Source organism: Gemmatimonadales bacterium, from assembly GCA_030697825.1.
GTDB lineage: Bacteria > Gemmatimonadota > Gemmatimonadetes > Gemmatimonadales > JACORV01 > JACORV01.
The window spans coordinates 1-14,481 of record JAUYOW010000202.1; the positions used below are offsets into that span (position 1 = coordinate 1).

General features: G+C 68.4%; 16 protein-coding genes. 8 read left to right on the plus strand and 8 right to left on the minus strand.

The window, feature by feature from the left end; genetic code table 11:
• The 4 genes from Q8Q85_10800 to Q8Q85_10815 all read right to left on the minus strand — a co-directional run.
• On the minus strand, positions 1 to 629 hold a 629-nt coding region (locus Q8Q85_10800), incomplete at its 3' end, for an AI-2E family transporter (GenBank protein ID MDP3774741.1).
• A 10-nt stretch (positions 630 to 639) separates the two neighbouring features.
• Entirely contained in the window at positions 640 to 795 is a 156-nt protein-coding gene (locus Q8Q85_10805) for a hypothetical protein (GenBank protein MDP3774742.1), read from the minus strand.
• A 63-nt stretch (positions 796 to 858) separates the two neighbouring features.
• Positions 859 to 1,836 carry an aldo/keto reductase gene (locus Q8Q85_10810; GenBank protein ID MDP3774743.1) on the minus strand — a complete coding sequence of 326 codons (978 nt, stop codon included), beginning with the start codon at positions 1,834 to 1,836 and terminating at the stop codon, positions 859 to 861.
• Positions 1,837 to 2,142: 306 nt separating this feature from the next.
• Entirely contained in the window at positions 2,143 to 3,357 is a 1,215-nt protein-coding gene (locus tag Q8Q85_10815; protein ID MDP3774744.1) for a hypothetical protein, read from the minus strand.
• Positions 3,358 to 3,434: 77 nt separating this feature from the next.
• On the opposite strand from Q8Q85_10815, the gene Q8Q85_10820 reads away from it, so the two are divergent.
• Genes Q8Q85_10820 through Q8Q85_10845 form a run of 6 tightly spaced genes read left to right on the plus strand, consistent with a single transcriptional unit; the run spans position 3,435 to position 9,164 of the window.
• On the plus strand, positions 3,435 to 3,851 hold the full coding sequence (locus Q8Q85_10820) for a 6-carboxytetrahydropterin synthase (GenBank protein MDP3774745.1): 417 nt from the start codon (positions 3,435 to 3,437) through the stop codon (positions 3,849 to 3,851).
• Position 3,852: 1 nt separating this feature from the next.
• Complete coding sequence (gene folE / locus Q8Q85_10825; protein MDP3774746.1) at positions 3,853 to 4,431, plus strand: GTP cyclohydrolase I FolE; 579 nt, start codon at positions 3,853 to 3,855, stop codon at positions 4,429 to 4,431.
• Positions 4,428 to 5,132, plus strand: coding sequence for an SDR family oxidoreductase (locus Q8Q85_10830; protein ID MDP3774747.1), 705 nt, complete (start codon positions 4,428 to 4,430; stop codon positions 5,130 to 5,132). The genes folE and Q8Q85_10830 overlap by 4 nt, the downstream gene beginning before the upstream one ends.
• Positions 5,132 to 7,081, plus strand: coding sequence for a M23 family metallopeptidase (locus Q8Q85_10835; GenBank protein MDP3774748.1), 1,950 nt, complete (start codon positions 5,132 to 5,134; stop codon positions 7,079 to 7,081). Before Q8Q85_10830 ends, Q8Q85_10835 begins: the two co-directional genes overlap by 1 nt.
• A 43-nt stretch (positions 7,082 to 7,124) precedes the next feature.
• Positions 7,125 to 7,724 (plus strand): hypothetical protein, encoded by a 600-nt coding sequence (locus tag Q8Q85_10840; GenBank protein MDP3774749.1) that lies wholly within the window; start codon positions 7,125 to 7,127, stop codon positions 7,722 to 7,724.
• 12 nt (positions 7,725 to 7,736) lie between these two features.
• Positions 7,737 to 9,164: an MBL fold metallo-hydrolase gene (locus Q8Q85_10845; GenBank protein ID MDP3774750.1), complete on the plus strand. Its 1,428-nt coding sequence runs from the start codon at positions 7,737 to 7,739 to the stop codon at positions 9,162 to 9,164.
• Here Q8Q85_10845 and Q8Q85_10850 read toward each other — a convergent pair.
• From Q8Q85_10850 to Q8Q85_10860, 3 genes are all read right to left on the minus strand, one after another.
• Complete coding sequence (locus Q8Q85_10850; GenBank protein MDP3774751.1) at positions 9,154 to 10,986, minus strand: AMP-dependent synthetase/ligase; 1,833 nt, start codon at positions 10,984 to 10,986, stop codon at positions 9,154 to 9,156. The two genes, Q8Q85_10845 and Q8Q85_10850, sit on opposite strands and share 11 nt — an antisense overlap.
• 129 nt (positions 10,987 to 11,115) lie before the next feature.
• Positions 11,116 to 11,433 (minus strand): hypothetical protein, encoded by a 318-nt coding sequence (locus tag Q8Q85_10855; GenBank protein ID MDP3774752.1) that lies wholly within the window; start codon positions 11,431 to 11,433, stop codon positions 11,116 to 11,118.
• Positions 11,434 to 11,456: 23 nt separating this feature from the next.
• Positions 11,457 to 11,924 (minus strand): tetratricopeptide repeat protein, encoded by a 468-nt coding sequence (locus Q8Q85_10860; protein ID MDP3774753.1) that lies wholly within the window; start codon positions 11,922 to 11,924, stop codon positions 11,457 to 11,459.
• 179 nt (positions 11,925 to 12,103) lie between these two features.
• Between Q8Q85_10860 and Q8Q85_10865 the strand changes: the two genes are divergently transcribed.
• Together Q8Q85_10865 and Q8Q85_10870 are read left to right on the plus strand one after the other, a co-directional pair.
• On the plus strand, positions 12,104 to 12,631 hold the full coding sequence (locus Q8Q85_10865; GenBank protein MDP3774754.1) for a phosphoribosyltransferase family protein: 528 nt from the start codon (positions 12,104 to 12,106) through the stop codon (positions 12,629 to 12,631).
• On the plus strand, positions 12,628 to 14,025 hold the full coding sequence (locus Q8Q85_10870) for a TldD/PmbA family protein (GenBank protein ID MDP3774755.1): 1,398 nt from the start codon (positions 12,628 to 12,630) through the stop codon (positions 14,023 to 14,025). Before Q8Q85_10865 ends, Q8Q85_10870 begins: the two co-directional genes overlap by 4 nt.
• Before the next feature lie 15 nt (positions 14,026 to 14,040).
• Here Q8Q85_10870 and Q8Q85_10875 read toward each other — a convergent pair.
• A partial coding sequence (locus Q8Q85_10875; GenBank protein MDP3774756.1) for a Uma2 family endonuclease occupies positions 14,041 to 14,481 on the minus strand: 441 nt, incomplete at its 5' end.

Here is a 14,481-nt window from a genome sequence, read left to right on the forward strand (position 1 = left end):
GCCGACCACATCCGGCGGGCGATCTCCGCCCAGCGCGCATTCACCATGCCCACGAGGTCCGCGGGCTGGAGGTTCCGCAAACCCTCAGCCTGGCTCTCCGATAGGATGCTCCCGCTGGAGGCCAGGAAGCGGGTCCGCAGCTCCAGCAACCAGTCCGCGACGCGCCTGATCAGCGAGGGCAGCCGGCCCGCGAGTTGCGTGACCTGGCTCTCGACGGCCGGGATGAGCAGCACCAGGAGCAGCGCCAGCGCGCCGAGGAACGGGAGCAGAACGATAGCGATCGCGAGGCTGCGCGGGACCCGGCGTCGCTCGACCGCCGCGACCAGTGGCGCGAGGAGATAGGCGATGGCGAGCGCGAGAATGAATGGAGCGAGCAGCGCGCCCGTCACGTATAGGACCCAGATCGCCGTCAGCGCCCCCGTCGTGCCAAGGAGCCGCGCGACCGTGCGGTTGCCGCGTTGCGGCCAGAGAACGATGCAGAGCAGCGGGAATACGATGATCGGCGAGAGGATCCCTCTGACGTACCATAGGAGCAGGGCGAGGAGGAACACCACCGGCGCGACTTCCACGGCCAGGCGCGCGGGCTGCAGCGCCGGCGAGGGCGTCGGGCCAACTTGGGGCTGGTTCATGCCCGCTACGCTACCACGCCTGACGGCCGGTCACAACCCGCCGCACCAGCAGCATCACCCCGGCCGCCAGGAGTAGGTGCACCCAGCCGGCGCCGAGCGGCACGAGAAACCCGAGTACTATCCACGCCACCAGCGCCATCAGCGCTACTGCCAGTGTCAAGTTCACCGTGTCCTCTTTCGCCTTTCTCGCGTCGACTGTCCCTCGCTGCAACTCTGCGACTCTGCAACGCTATTCATAGAAGTTCCTCTCCCACTGATGTTTCTTGAGTTCTTTCAACAGTCCGACCGACAACACCCTCCCATCCGACACCCCGCAGTTGGCCCTCGCATGCTCCGGCGTCCTCATCCCGGGGATCACGGTGCTCACCGCCGGGTGACTCAAGCAGAAGCGCAACGCCCCCTCGACGAGCGACGCGGATTCCTTCAGGATCACCGGCTGGAGCCGCGTCACCCGCTCCGCGACCTCCGCCTTCCGGGTGTCCGTGAAGTACTCGTTACGCCAGTCACCGCGTGGGAACGTCGTTTCGGGGCCGATCCCGCCGGTGAGCCCGCCCTCGTCCAAAGGCACCCGCGCGATGACTCCCACGTTGCGTTCGCGGCAAAGCGGGAACAGCTCCCGTTCCGGCGACCGGTCGAAGATGTTGTATATGACCTGCACCGACGACACGAGGTCGCATCGTCGGACCGCCTGGAGCGCGCTGCCGGGGTCATGGTCGTTGATCGAGATACCCCATGAGCGCACCGTTCCCTCGGCCGTGAGAGCCCCCATCGTGCGCTCTACGTCGGGCCAGTCCGCGTCGAGGAGCCATTCGTCCCGCCAGACGTGGAACTGCAGCAGGTCGATCGGGCGCGCCAGGTTCCGTGCGCTCCGCTCGGCGCACGCCCTGACATGGGAGGCCGGGAACACCTTGCGGAGGGAGATTCCGCGTCGGGCCGGCCACTCGTGGTTCTGGGGCGGGATCTTGGTTGCGATGACAACGCTCCCGTTTCGGTCCCGCAGCACCCGCGCGACCAGTTTCTCGCTGTGGCCGTCGCCGTAAGTCAGCGCGGTGTCGATGAAGTCGAGCCCCAAGTCCAGCGCGGTGGCGAGTGCCGCCAGCGACTTGTCATCGTCGCTACCGTGCCACATCGCGCCGCCGATGCCCCAGGCACCGAAGCCGATCTCCGAGACGCGGTAGCCGGTCTTGCCGAGCGAGCGGTGATTCATCCTTTTTCCCTTCTTGACGTCCCACTCGGGGTCCCCTACCTTAGCGATCAGACCTTCGAAGATGGGAGCGGAGAGACTAATTATTGAGCCAACATGTCCGGTTAGGTCCCATATACGTCGGCGGACGTCACGCCCCTTCGCGGGGGTAGGCGGAACCCAATGCGCGGGACCAATCCTTACAATCGGGCTTCAATAATCCTCTCCGTTCCCTGTTACTCCGAGCCCCGGCCGCAAACGCCGGGGCTTCTGCCATTGGCCGCCGGCCGTTGCGTGGCGTCGGCGGTCCGAGAAGCCAACGGCCAACGGCTAACGGCCAACCGCTCTCCTCCTCCGATTCTCCCTGAACACCTCGCCGAACACCCGCACCGCCGCGAAGTCCTGCCGTTTCGTCGCGAACATGATCACCAGCCAGGCGCACCAGAGCATATACAGCACCGTCACTTCCTCGCGCCAGGACGGCACGAGGAACTGCACCAGCCACAGCACGAAGAGGCTCGCCGCGTCGACCCAGTTGAACTTCATGTTGCAGAGCAGCAGCATGGCGAGGATCGACTGCGCCATGGTGAGCGCGATCTCCACCTGCTGCTCGCCGTCGAACCGGAACGGCTGCCACCCACGCCCGGCCGCATGGGACGACCACCCGTACACCAATGGGATCATCGCCGCGAGTATGGTCCACTGGTTGATGTTGCTGGATACCATGTTCATGAGGGCCATTGGCGCCTTGCTCACGCGGCGGGCCCAGTAGAAGGCGGACAGCTTCTCCGGGAACTCGGAGAGGAACGGCGCCACCCACTGCACTAGCACGAACTCGGAGACGCCGAGCAGTGCGGCCACGGCGAGCATGGACTCGAGGAAGGGGTGGGCGGTAACGTAGAGCAGCACGCCACCCAGCACGAAAAGCCCGGTGATCGCGACGATGCGCCTCCGGCCGCCGAGCTGGTAGGCCCAGCGCGAGACGACGGGCGCCTCCTCTAGCTCCTCCGTGTCGTGAGGCGGGCACTGCCACAGCACCCAGAGATAGGCGAGGTAGAGGGCGAGCAGGACGCCGGCGTCCACCATCGAAATGGAGCGCTTGAAGTAGATGAAGACGAAATACGCGAGCGGCGGTGCCAGCCCCACGACTTCGACCGCGTGCTCGCGCTCCAGCACGATCTCCGGCAGGCGGCCGCGCGTCTTCCGTCCGAAGTAGGCCGCCACGAAGAAGATCATCGGCCAGCCCAGCCCGATGAGCAGCCGTATCGCGCCGGTGAGGTTGGCGATGGCGAGATGGGCCCGGCTCGGGTCCTTGCCCGCCTCCCACGCGATCACCGCCTCCACGGCGAACTCGGGGAGCGTCTGGAGCCAGGCCAGCAGGGCGAGGGCGAGTCCCTGCGATATCAGGAACTGCGCGGCCTCGGCGCCCCACGCCACCAGGAAGGCCGAGAGGAGTATGGCGGGGAACGTCCACAGCGCCGCGAGCGCGCTGCCGGCGGAGCTCGCCACGCCAAGCAACGGCGCGACCGGCGTCTTGACGTTCATCGGGGCTGGGGCATTATCTGATTATCATTCAGCGGGCGAAGTCTACCGGACCCGCCCGAACCCAACAAGCGGACGCCATGCCTCCACAGGTCACCGTCACCCGCCGGGCGCACTTCAACGCGGCGCACCGCCTCCACGACCCCGCGCTGTCCGAGGCCGAGAACGCTCGGATCTTCGGACCGTGCGCGAACCCCAATTATCACGGCCACAACTACAATCTCGATGTCTCGGTGACGGGGGAGATCGACCCCGCGACCGGCTACACGATCGACATCAAGACGCTGAAGGACCTGATCGAGTCGCAGGTGTTGAGCAGGTTCGACCACAAGAACCTCAACCTGGACGTGGCCGAGTTCCGGGATACTATCCCGACGGCGGAGAACATCGTGCTGGTGTGCTGGCGGCTCCTCGCGCCCGTCATCCCGCGGGGCCGGCTCTCGCGAATAGTGCTTTGGGAGACGGAGCGCAACCTCGTCGAGTATACGGGAGGCTGAGTTGGACCTGTCGAAGGTGGAGTTCGAGGCGCTGGTCGCGGAGATGCTCCGCCGCCTGGGCGAGGACCCGGAGCGCGAGGGGCTCAGGAAGACGCCCGAGCGCGTCGTGAAGGCGATGCAGTGGATGACGCGCGGCTACGCGACCGACCCGTGCGAGATCATCAGCAAGGCGATGTTCCAGGAGAAGCACGAGAGCATGGTCCTGGTCCGGGACATCGACTTCTACTCGATGTGCGAGCACCACATGCTCCCGTTCTTCGGGAAGGCGCACGTGGCCTACATTCCGGGCGGCAGCATCGTCGGACTGTCGAAGGTGGCGCGGGTGGTGGACGTCTACGCGCGGCGGCTCCAGGTGCAGGAACGCCTCACCGACCAGATCGCCGACGCGGTCCAGGGCACGCTCGACCCCACCGGCGTGGGTGTGGTGATCGAGGCCCACCACCTCTGCATGATGATGCGTGGCGTCGAGAAGCAGCACTCCAAGGCGGTCACGTCGGCGGTGCGCGGCACCTTCCGCGACGACCCGAAGACGCGGGACGAGTTCCTGCGGCTCGTACACGGCGGCCTCAGCCTGGTATGACGGAGCCGCCGCTCTTCGGCCGCACGGCCGTCGTCGCGGGCGCCTCGCGCGGGATCGGCCTCGCCATCGCGGAAGAGCTCCAGAGCGCGGGCGCGCACGTGGTGCGGCTCGCACGGAGCCTCGCCGACGCGGAGAGCGAGCGCCGGACCGACGTCCGCTGCGACGTGACCAAGCCCGAGGACGTGCGGCGCGCCGCGCGGCGCGTGCTGAAGGCGCCTGGACCGCCGGACATCCTCGTCAACAACACGGGCAGCTTCCTGCTCAAGGCCCTGACCGAGACGACCCCGGTCGAATTCGCGCGCGAACTCGCCAACAACGTGGTGGGTCCCTTCGTGGTGCTGCGCGCCTTCCTGCCGGCCATGATCGCGCGGGGCAGCGGTCTGGTGGTCACCATCGGGTCGATCGCCGATCACCGGGCGTTCCCCGGGAACGCTGCCTACGCGGCGGGGAAGTACGGAGTGCGCGGTCTGCACGAAGTGATGGCGGAGGAGCTGGCGGGCACCGGCGTGCGCGCCACCCTGGTTTCGCCGGGCCCCACCGACACCGATCTCTGGGACCCGGTCGATCCCGATGCCCGGCCGGGATTCACCAAGCGGAAGCAGATGTTGCGCTCCGAAGACGTCGCCGAGGCGGTGCTGTTCATCGCCACCCGTCCTGACCGGGTCGTGGTCCCCGAGTTCCATATCGTGCCGAGGATGTGATGGACGGACCGATGCGCCAGCGCGCTGGCGCGCCGGCGCGCGGCCTGCTCGCTCTGGCGACGGCGGGGGCCGCGCTAGCGACGCCGCTCTCCGCCCAGCGGCGGCCCGCTCGGCCGCCGACGCCGTACGTGGCGGCCACCGCGCCTTCGGCCCCGCACCTGCCACCGCTGCCCGATTCGTCCGGCTGGGGTGTGCATATCCTCGCCCTCGCGCGCGGGCCCGACGGCTCGGTCTGGGTGGGCACGTACGGCAACGGGATCTTCGTGCTGCGCCCCGGGGCGCGGCAGTGGGAGAACCTCCGCCGCGTCCGCGGTGACTCGACCGGGCGCTCGATTTCCATGGACTTCGTGCACGCCTTCGCGTTCGGCGCCAGCCGGGAGGTCTGGTACGGGACCGTTGGGAACGGGTGGGGGTTCTCGCGCGACGGCGGCCGCACCTGGCGCAACTGGGAGTACGCCCAGCTGGGGCCGCGCTGGCAGTACGTCGCGCCCAACGGGATCGTGACGCGCGGTGACACGGTCTACATCGCCACGGCGGACGGCATCCGCTTCACCGCGGACGATGGAGCGACCTGGGACTCGATCATGGACGCGGGCGCGGGTGCGCTGCCGAGCCGGTACGTGCTCACCGTCGCGCCCGCGCGCACCGGCGGCCTCTGGGTCTCGACGCTGCGCGGCGTCGGCGAGTGGCGGTCCGGCCACGGCTACCGCGCCACCTACCCATCGCCCACGCCCGCTCTCGGCGCGCGGGTGCGCGCGGTCTTCGTGATCCAGGCGCCCGGCGCGGTGGCGCCGGCCGTCCTCGGCAGCGAGCGCTGCGCGGGCGGGATGCGGCCCAAGCGTCGCGCGGAGCCGGCAGTCTGGCGGTGCATGGGTGTGCTGATGCGGGAGGCGCCACCAGGCGGCCGCGCCGTTCGCGCCCTCGCCGGATGCGATGGCCGGCTCTGCGCCGTCGCCACGAGCACCGGCGCGATATTCGGCGCCCGCATGGGCCTCACGGTGCAGGCGGCTCAGGGCACCGCGCGCTCCCGGGACGTTTACGCGGTGCTCTCGCCTCCGAACAACGAGCCCGGCGATACCCTCTTCGGGACGGCCTGCGGGTTCATCGGCCAGCAGCCCGCGGCATGCGCCGCGGCCGGCGACACGACCGGCGTGAGCGCGCCGGCGGCGCCGCGGCACACCTGGTTCGCCCGGCCCATCGCCCCCGCCGATCAGCCCTACATCGACCAGACCTACCGTTACGGCTCGACGATGGGCGGCTTCTTCCAGCAGCACCAGGGTGTCGAGTTCAACAACCCGGTCGGTACGCCCGTGCTGGCGATCGACGCGGGCGTCGTCGTGCACGCCGGCCCCGCGGAGCAGGGCAGCAACACGGTCGCCATCCGGCACGACAGCCTGCTCACGGTCTCCGAGGGCGGACGCGCGAGCCGGATGCACATCTTCTCGACGTACTACCACAACTCGCGCCTGCTGGTGAGCGCGGGAGACCGGGTGCAGCGCGGCCAGCGCATCGCGCTCGCCGGCAGCACCGGCCGTGCCACCAATGATCACCTGCACCTCGAGGTGCACGCCGCGCCCACCGACTCGCTGCGCGCAATCGTGGACCCCGAAGTCCGTTACCCGCCGTACCCGCGCAACCCCGAGCTGTGGATCGAGCCACTGCCGGGCACGGGCATCGTCGCGGGACAGGTGTGGGACGCGCAGGGGCGGCCGGTGCCGCAGGCCCGCGTCTACGGAATCGTGAAGCCCGAGCCGCAGGAGACGCCGTTCAGCTACGCGGAGACCTACGGCGAGCACAACCACCCCGACCCCTCCTACGGCGAGCATTTCGCCGTCTCCGACGTGCCGCCCGGCGAGTACGTCCTCGGCGTGGAGATCGATCACCACAAGGTCTTCCGCCGGGTGCGCGTCGAGGCGGGCAAGGTGACCTGGGTGGAGTTCCGCCCGTGATGTCTGCGCGTCGGCGCGGCTGCGCGTCTGCCGACTGACCGCGTTGTTCATCGAGCTCACCGAGATCCTTCGCTGTCCCGCCGGGCACGATGAGTCGTATGTCGTTTGCGTCCCCGTGGAGATGGATGGAAGGCGCGTCATCCGAGGCGGGATCGGCTGCCCGGTGTGTCATGCCGAGTACGCCATCGTGGACGGGATCGCCCATTTCGGGTCGCTCGGTACCACGCCCCGCTCTTCGCTCCCTGGTCCTTCCTACGATGCCGCTGCCTTGCAGGCTTTCCTCGATCTCGAGGGCCGGGGCGGCTACGCCCTGCTGGTCGGCGCCGCGGCACGCCTCGGGCCGGAGGTCGCGGCGCTCGTGCCGGGGGTGCGCTTCTTCAGCGTGAACCCGCCTGACGTGGTGCGTCCCTCAGAGGCCTTCTCGGTGCTCCGTTCGCCGCGCGCTCTCCCGGTGAAGACCGGTTCGGTGCGCGCCGTGGTCCTGGGCGCCGACCATGCAGCCGAGCCCTGGCTCACCGAAGCCGTCCGCGTACTGCTCAAGGGGCTCCGCCTCGTGGTGGAGAACGATACCGCGGCGCCGGAGGGCATCGCCGAGCTGGCCCGCGGCGCCGGGCTTCTGGTGGGGGAAAAACTCGGCCGCTAGATTGGGGGGACAATGCTGCTCAAGCGGTTCTACGATACCAAGCTTGCCCAGGCCAGCTACCTCGTCGGGTGCCAGCGCACCGGCGAGGCGCTGGTGATGGACGCCAACCGCGACAGCGCCCAGTACCTCGAGGCGGCGCGCACCGAAGGGCTGCGCGTCACGCACGTCACCGAAACGCACATCCACGCCGACTACCTGTCCGGCAGCCGCCAGCTGGCTCAGCGCGCCGGCGCGAAGCTCCTGCTCTCGGGCGAGGGCGGGCCGGACTGGCAGTACGCCTTCGCGAACGAAGCGAACGCGGTCATCCTGAAGGACGGTGACACGTTCAAGGTCGGCAACGTGGTGGTGAAGGCGTTGCACACGCCGGGCCACACGCCGGAACACCTCTCGTTCGCGATCACGGATGGCGCCTCCACCGACCGTCCGATGGGCGTCTTCACCGGCGACTTCATCTTCGTGGGCGACGTGGGCCGGCCCGACCTGCTCGAGCGTGCCGCGAAGATCGCGGGCACCATGGAGGCCGCGGCGCGCCAGCTCTACGCCTCGCTCCAGCGCTTCAAGCAGCTCCCCGACTACCTCCAGCTCTGGCCGGCGCACGGCGCGGGCTCGGCGTGCGGCAAGGCACTCGGCGCGGTGCCGCAGACCACGCTCGGCTACGAGCGGTTCGCCAACTGGGGTCTCGCCTCGGAGCGCGAGGACGACTTCGTGCGCGACGTGCTCGAGGGCCAGCCGGAGCCGCCGGCCTATTTCGCCCAGATGAAGCGGCTCAACCGGGACGGTCCGAACATCCTGGGAGGATTCAAGCGTCCCGAGCGCCTGCCCGGGGCCGCGCTGGCCGAGCTGCTGGCCAAGGGTGCGGTCGTCGTGGATGTGCGCGGCACCGCGGCCTTCGCGAAAGGCTTCGTGCCGGGGACCATCAACCTACCGTTGAGCAGCTCGTTCCCGACTTACGCCGGTTCGCTCCTCTCATACGAGAAACCGGTCTATCTCCTGTCCGACGAGGAGCGGGTGCACCGGATCGAGGAGCCCGTCCGCGATCTGGCGCTGATCGGTCTGGACGACGTGAAGGGCTTCCTCGGCGGCGATGCCTTCGATGCGTGGCGCGCCGCGGGCCGTGAGCTGGGATCCGTCCCGCAGACGACCGCGGAGGCGCTCGCCCCTAGGCTGGCGAAAGGCGAGGTCTTGGTCGTGGATGTCCGGGGGAGGTCGGAATGGGACGCCGGGCACATCGCCGGCGCCGCCCACCTCCCGCTGGGTTCGGTGCCCGATCGCCTCGCCGAGATCCCGCGGGACCGCACGGTGGTCATGCAGTGCGAGACCGGATCGCGGTCGGCGATCGCCGCGAGCGTGCTGAGGCTGCACGGGTTCCGTCAGGTGGAGAACCTGACCGGCGGCTTCGTGGCCTGGAAGGCGGCCGGGTTGCCCGTCGCTAGCGCGTAGCGGCCGCGCCGCCCTCCGGCTCCTCGTAGAGAGCGTCGATCTCCCGCTGCAACCGCTTCTCGACCACTCGCCGCTTCACCTTCAGCGTCGGCGTCAGGTCGCCCGCCTCGATCGAGAAGTCGTTCTCGACCAGCAGGATCTTCTTCGGCATCTCGTACTTGGCCAGCTCGTGGAGCATCTCGAAGACCTCACGCTCCATCTTCTCCCTGACCTCCGCCAGCAGGATCAGTTCCCGCCGGTCCTTGAAGCCGAGGTTCCGCTTCTTCGCCCACGGCTCCAGGTGCTCGTATTGCGGCACGACCAGCATGATGCAGAACCTGCGCTTGTCGCCCAGCATGACCGCGTTGGCCACGTACTTGCTCTTCTTCACCATCGCCTCGATCGGCTGCGGGGCGATGTTCTTCCCGCCCGCCGTGACGATGAGGTCCTTCTTGCGGTCGGTGATCTTGAGGAACCCGTCCGGATCGAACTCGCCGATGTCGCCGGTGTGGAACCAGCCGTCGGGGTCCAGCACCTCGCGCGTGGCCTCGGGCTTGTTGAAGTAGCCCTTCATGATGTGCGGCCCCCGCGTCAGGATCTCGCCGTCGGCCGCGATCTTCACTTCGACTCCGGGGATGATCACTCCCACCGTGCCCAGCCGCTTCTTCTGTAGCGTGTTGACGGCGATGACGGGCGAGGTCTCGGTCAGGCCGTAGCCTTCGAGGATCGGCAGGCCGGCGGCGAAGAAGAACTTCGCGATGTCGGCCGGGAGCGGTGCGCCGCCCGAGACGAAGAAGCGCAGCCGCCCGCCCACCCGCGCCTGGAGCTTCGAGAACACCAGCTTGCTGGCGATGCCGTACTGGAGCGAGAGCCCGCCCGGAGGCTGCTTTCCCGCCAGGACGCACTCCGCATAAGTCTCGCCGACTCGCTTGGCCCAGAAGAAGATGTGCTTCTTGATGGGCGAGGCGAGCGCGTTCTCCAGCGCCCGGGCGTAGATCTTCTCGTAGACCCGCGGCACCGACATCACCACCGTCGGCCGCACCTCTCCCAGGTTCACGACCAGGGTGTCGATGCTCTCGGCGTAGTTGATGGTCGCGCCCTGGAAGAACGTGCCGTAGTGACCGGCCATCCGCTCGAAGATGTGCGACAGCGGCAGGAACGAGAGCGTGGAGTCCTCGGGCGTCATGGGGATGACCTGCGCCGTCGCCACGCAGTTCGAGTAGATGTTGTTGTGCACGAGCATGACCCCCTTGGGGTCGCCCGTGGTTCCCGACGTGTAGATGATCGTGGCGACGTCGTCGGGCTTCGCGGAGAGGGCTTCCTGCTTGAAGTTCTTCCCTTCGCCCGCGGCGTCCGCCGCGGCGCCCGCCGCATACGCGTCGGCCAGCGGCATCACGCCGGAACCCGCCGCGTCCGGGTCGAACGCGATGACGTGCTTCAGGGCCGGACACTCCGCGCGGATCTCCAGGATCTTGGCGAGCTGCACCGCGGACGAGACGAGGATCGCCACTGCGCCCGAGTCGTTCAGGATGTAGCGGATCTGCGGCGCGGGCAGCGTCGGATAGCAGGGCACGTCGGTCGCGCCGATGCACAGCGCGGCGAAGTCCGCGATCGCCCACTCGGGACGGTTCTCGGACAGGATCGCGACCCGGTCGCCTCGGTGTACGCCGAGGCGCTTCAGCGCGAGGCCGAGGTGCCGCACGCGCTTCTCCAGCTCGGCGTGGGTCATGTCGTTCCAGCGCCCGCCGGCCTTGTAGCGGAGCGCCGCCGGCTTGGAGCCGAAGCGCGCGATCGTGTCGAAGAAGAGCTGAGTCAGGGTGCCGGGCTGCGTCGGTGTGGGCACGGGGCCTCCGGGAGAAGCGTAAGGGTTTAAGAGGGAAAGGCGTTGAGGGTCGTAAGGGACGCCGCGCTCAACGTCTTCTTTTTCTTACCTCCTAACAATCTGCGCTCCGAACCATCAGGCCGTAAGACCCTACGGTTTGACCGTGATGCGGAGGGGGCTGGACTGGAGCGAGCCCGAAGCGGCCACGATCCGTGCCGGCCCGGGAAACAGCCCGATCACGGACCTGCCGGTGCCGTCGATGCGGGTTAGCGTGTCGAGGGACGTCAGCGCGATGGGGGCGCCCGGGATGGAATCGCCGGACCGGTTGAGCACCCGCACGGGGACGAACACCGTGCTGTCGACGGCGACAGTGTCGGGGGCGCCGACGAACTCGATGGCGACGGGCTGGCTGCTGCTTTCGGTGAAACCCTTGCAGGAGTACCCGACGATCACGAGCGCCAACGCCACGGCGACCGTGGCGTAGCGGTGCGTCAGGCGCCCTCCATCCCGGCGGTCGCCTGGGGAGGGGCGTCCACCTCCATCTCCCTTAGCGCATGCTCGGCGTGCTCTATCCACTTCTGCGCCTCGGTGCCGCGCGGCGGGTTGCCGAGGAAGGCCCGAAGGTGCCTCGCCGCGCCATCGGGCTCGCCCTTGCGCATCAACAGGAAACCCAGCCCGTAGTGCGCCCCCGCGAGCTGCGGATCGGCGTCCAGCGCCTTCCGGTAGTGGCGCACGGCGTCTTCCAGCTTGCCGATCCGGCTGAAGGCGATCGCCAGGTTCTGGAGTATCCGCGGTTCGTTGGGGTGATCGCGGAGCGCGAGGCGGTAGCTGGTGATGGCGGCGTCGAAGTCGCCCTGCCGCTCCAGCGCCATGGCCTCGTTGAGGTAGTCCAGGCGCTGCGGCTTGATCGGCCCGCGCTCGGCGGGCTCGCTACCGAAGATTCGCCGGAAGAGACCCATGGATTGCCAAAGTAATAATGAGCCAACCGCTTGGCAATAGAGAACCTACGTCTGTTGCGCTCCTGCGACGGCGTTGCGGCGCGGAGGGTGTAGGGTGTAGGGTGTAGGGGGTAGGGGGTGTCGGACCGTTCGCGTTTGCCACACCCCGGACGCTAAACCCTCCACTCCGTTGGTTATCTATGGCTCGCGCGCCCAAGCCCATTCAGCCCAAGAGCGTGCTCGAAGTCGACTGGCCCTTCTTCGGCGAGCTGTGCCGGGGACTCGCGCTCAAGGTGTGGCACGACTACCAGCCCGATCTCGTGGTCGGAATCGCGCGGGCGGGCGTCATCCCGGGCGCAGTCGTAGCCAGCATCCTTCGGGTGGACTTCGCGTCCGTGACGCTGCGGCGCTCACAGGAGGGGGAAGCGCCGTCGCTCATCTCGCGCCCGACGCTGAGCCCCAAGGGACGGCGCGTGCTGCTCGTGGACGGCACCTGCGAGAGCGGCGACACCATCCGGCTCGCTCTGTCCGTGATGAAGGAAGAAGGCGCCAAACTGGTGAAGACCGCCGTCGCCTTCCGCACGGGGGACTTCAAGACGGACTTCGCCGGGATGACCACGGCGAACGTGATCATCCTGCCCTGGGACCGGGAAGTGATAGAGGAAGGCGAGATCGTGATGCGGCCGGACTATGAGGTGGCGCTTCGCGCCGCCGGACGGATCAAGTGACTCACAACGGCAACGTTCGAGACCGGCTGACCGAGGCGCTGAAGCGGTCGAAGGCCGATTACGCCGAGGTGCGGTGGGAGCGCTCGCGCGCGAGCCGCGTCGTCTTTCGCGGCAAGCGGCTCGAGCTCGCCGGAGAGAACGTGGACGCCGGCGGCAATGTGCGGGTGTTGTTCGAAGGCTTCGGCTGGGGCGTCGCTTCGTTCACGACCCTGGACGCGCTGCCGAAGATGCTCGGGATGGCCGAGGAGATGTCGCGCGCCATCCAGCTCGAGCAGCCGGTCCGCCTCGCGGATAGCGCGCCGCGCGCGGACGAGGTGACACCAGCCATCGATGGTGACCCGTTCACGGTCTCCCTCACGGAAAAGCGGCGCTACCTCGAGCACCTCAACGGCCTCATGCTGGCGGCCTCGGACAAGATCGCGGATACCTCGGCCTCGTACTACGACGAGCGCAGTGACTGGTGGTACGCCAACAGCGAGGGGACGTGGCTGTACGAGCTGCGTCCCGCGATCGGCCTCTCGGCGCAGGCCACCGCGCGCGACGGAGACCGGATCGAGCGCTCTCTCGAGTCGCTAGGCCTCAGAAAGGGATGGGACAGCGTGCAGGGCAGGGAGGAGATGTTCCGGACCGCCGCCGCGCGCGCGCTCGAGCTGCTGACGGCGCCCACCGTCCAGGGCGGATCGCTTCCGGTGGTGCTCGATCCGCGGCTCGCCGGGGTCTTCGTGCACGAGGCGTTCGGGCATCTGTCGGAGGCCGATTTCGTCTACGAGAACCCGCAGGCGCGGGAGATGATGACGCTCGGCCGGCGCTTCGGCAGCGACATTGTCAACATCGGCGACGACGGCAGCGCGGCCGGGCTGCGGGGAACGCTCCCCTACGACGACGAAGGCACGCCCACCCAGAACACGCGTCTCATCGAGAAGGGAATACTGGTCGGCCGCCTGCACTCGAGGGAGACCGCGGCTGCCATGGGCGAAAAGCCTACCGGGAATGCCCGTGCGATCAACTTCCGCCACCCACCCATCGTTAGGATGACCAACACCTACATGGAGGGTGGCCAGGGCACGCTCGACGATCTGCTCCGCGACGTCAAACTGGGGGTGTACGCGGTGGATGCGACGGGCGGGCAGACCTACCTCGAGAACTTCTCGTTCACGGCCTCGCACGGCTACATGATCCGTGACGGGAAGCTGGCCGAGCTGGTGAAGGACGTCACGCTGGCGGGGAACCTCTTCCAGTCGCTCCAGGCCATCGACCGGGTCGCCGGCGACTTCCAGTGGAACCAGATGGGCGGCGGGTGCGGCAAGGGCGGGCAGATGCCTCTGCCGGTGACCGAAGGCGCGCCGCATGTCAGGTTCAGGGAGCTGCTGGTGGGGGGGGAGATGGCCGCCTAGGCGCCTGACTTCTATCTAGCTCGGCAGGTCGGCGAACAGTTCGGCGAGGGGGATAGAGAGCTCAGCAGCCGGCTCGCTCACGCGCCACCGCAGGACGTCCGTCACTACCTCCGGCCGCTCGTCCCCCGGCCGCCACACCTCGACCACCGCGGCCTCCGCATCAACGATCCAATACGCACCCACGTGCTGCGCCTGATAGAGGCGCCGCTTGAGCACCCGGTCGGACCGTGCCGATGAGGGCGACAGGATCTCGACCGCGAGGAGAAGCGTTCTGAATGTCAACCAATCGTTCGTCACTTCAGCCTTCGGCACCACGAACAGGTCGGGCTGAACGAGCGTGTCCTCGTCCCAGGAGATGTCCGCAGGAGAGGCGAGAAGTTGGAGGTCCTCCCTAGTTCTCTCGACGTACGGCAGCAGCGCGCCGATGAGCCGCATTTGGACGAGCTGGTGCCGCGG

Excerpts from the sequence above, each read along its gene's own strand:
- Q8Q85_10810 (MDP3774743.1), bottom strand. The coding sequence starts at position 1,836 with ATGAATCACCGCTCGCTCGGCAAGACCGGCTACCGCGTCTCGGAGATC.
- Q8Q85_10815 (MDP3774744.1), bottom strand. The coding sequence starts at position 3,357 with ATGAACGTCAAGACGCCGGTCGCGCCGTTGCTTGGCGTGGCGAGCTCC.
- Q8Q85_10820 (MDP3774745.1), top strand. The coding sequence starts at position 3,435 with ATGCCTCCACAGGTCACCGTCACCCGCCGGGCGCACTTCAACGCGGCG.
- Q8Q85_10830 (MDP3774747.1), top strand. The coding sequence starts at position 4,428 with ATGACGGAGCCGCCGCTCTTCGGCCGCACGGCCGTCGTCGCGGGCGCC.
- Q8Q85_10835 (MDP3774748.1), top strand. The coding sequence starts at position 5,132 with ATGGACGGACCGATGCGCCAGCGCGCTGGCGCGCCGGCGCGCGGCCTG.
- Q8Q85_10845 (MDP3774750.1), top strand. The coding sequence starts at position 7,737 with ATGCTGCTCAAGCGGTTCTACGATACCAAGCTTGCCCAGGCCAGCTAC.
- Q8Q85_10860 (MDP3774753.1), bottom strand. The coding sequence starts at position 11,924 with ATGGGTCTCTTCCGGCGAATCTTCGGTAGCGAGCCCGCCGAGCGCGGG.
- Q8Q85_10865 (MDP3774754.1), top strand. The coding sequence starts at position 12,104 with ATGGCTCGCGCGCCCAAGCCCATTCAGCCCAAGAGCGTGCTCGAAGTC.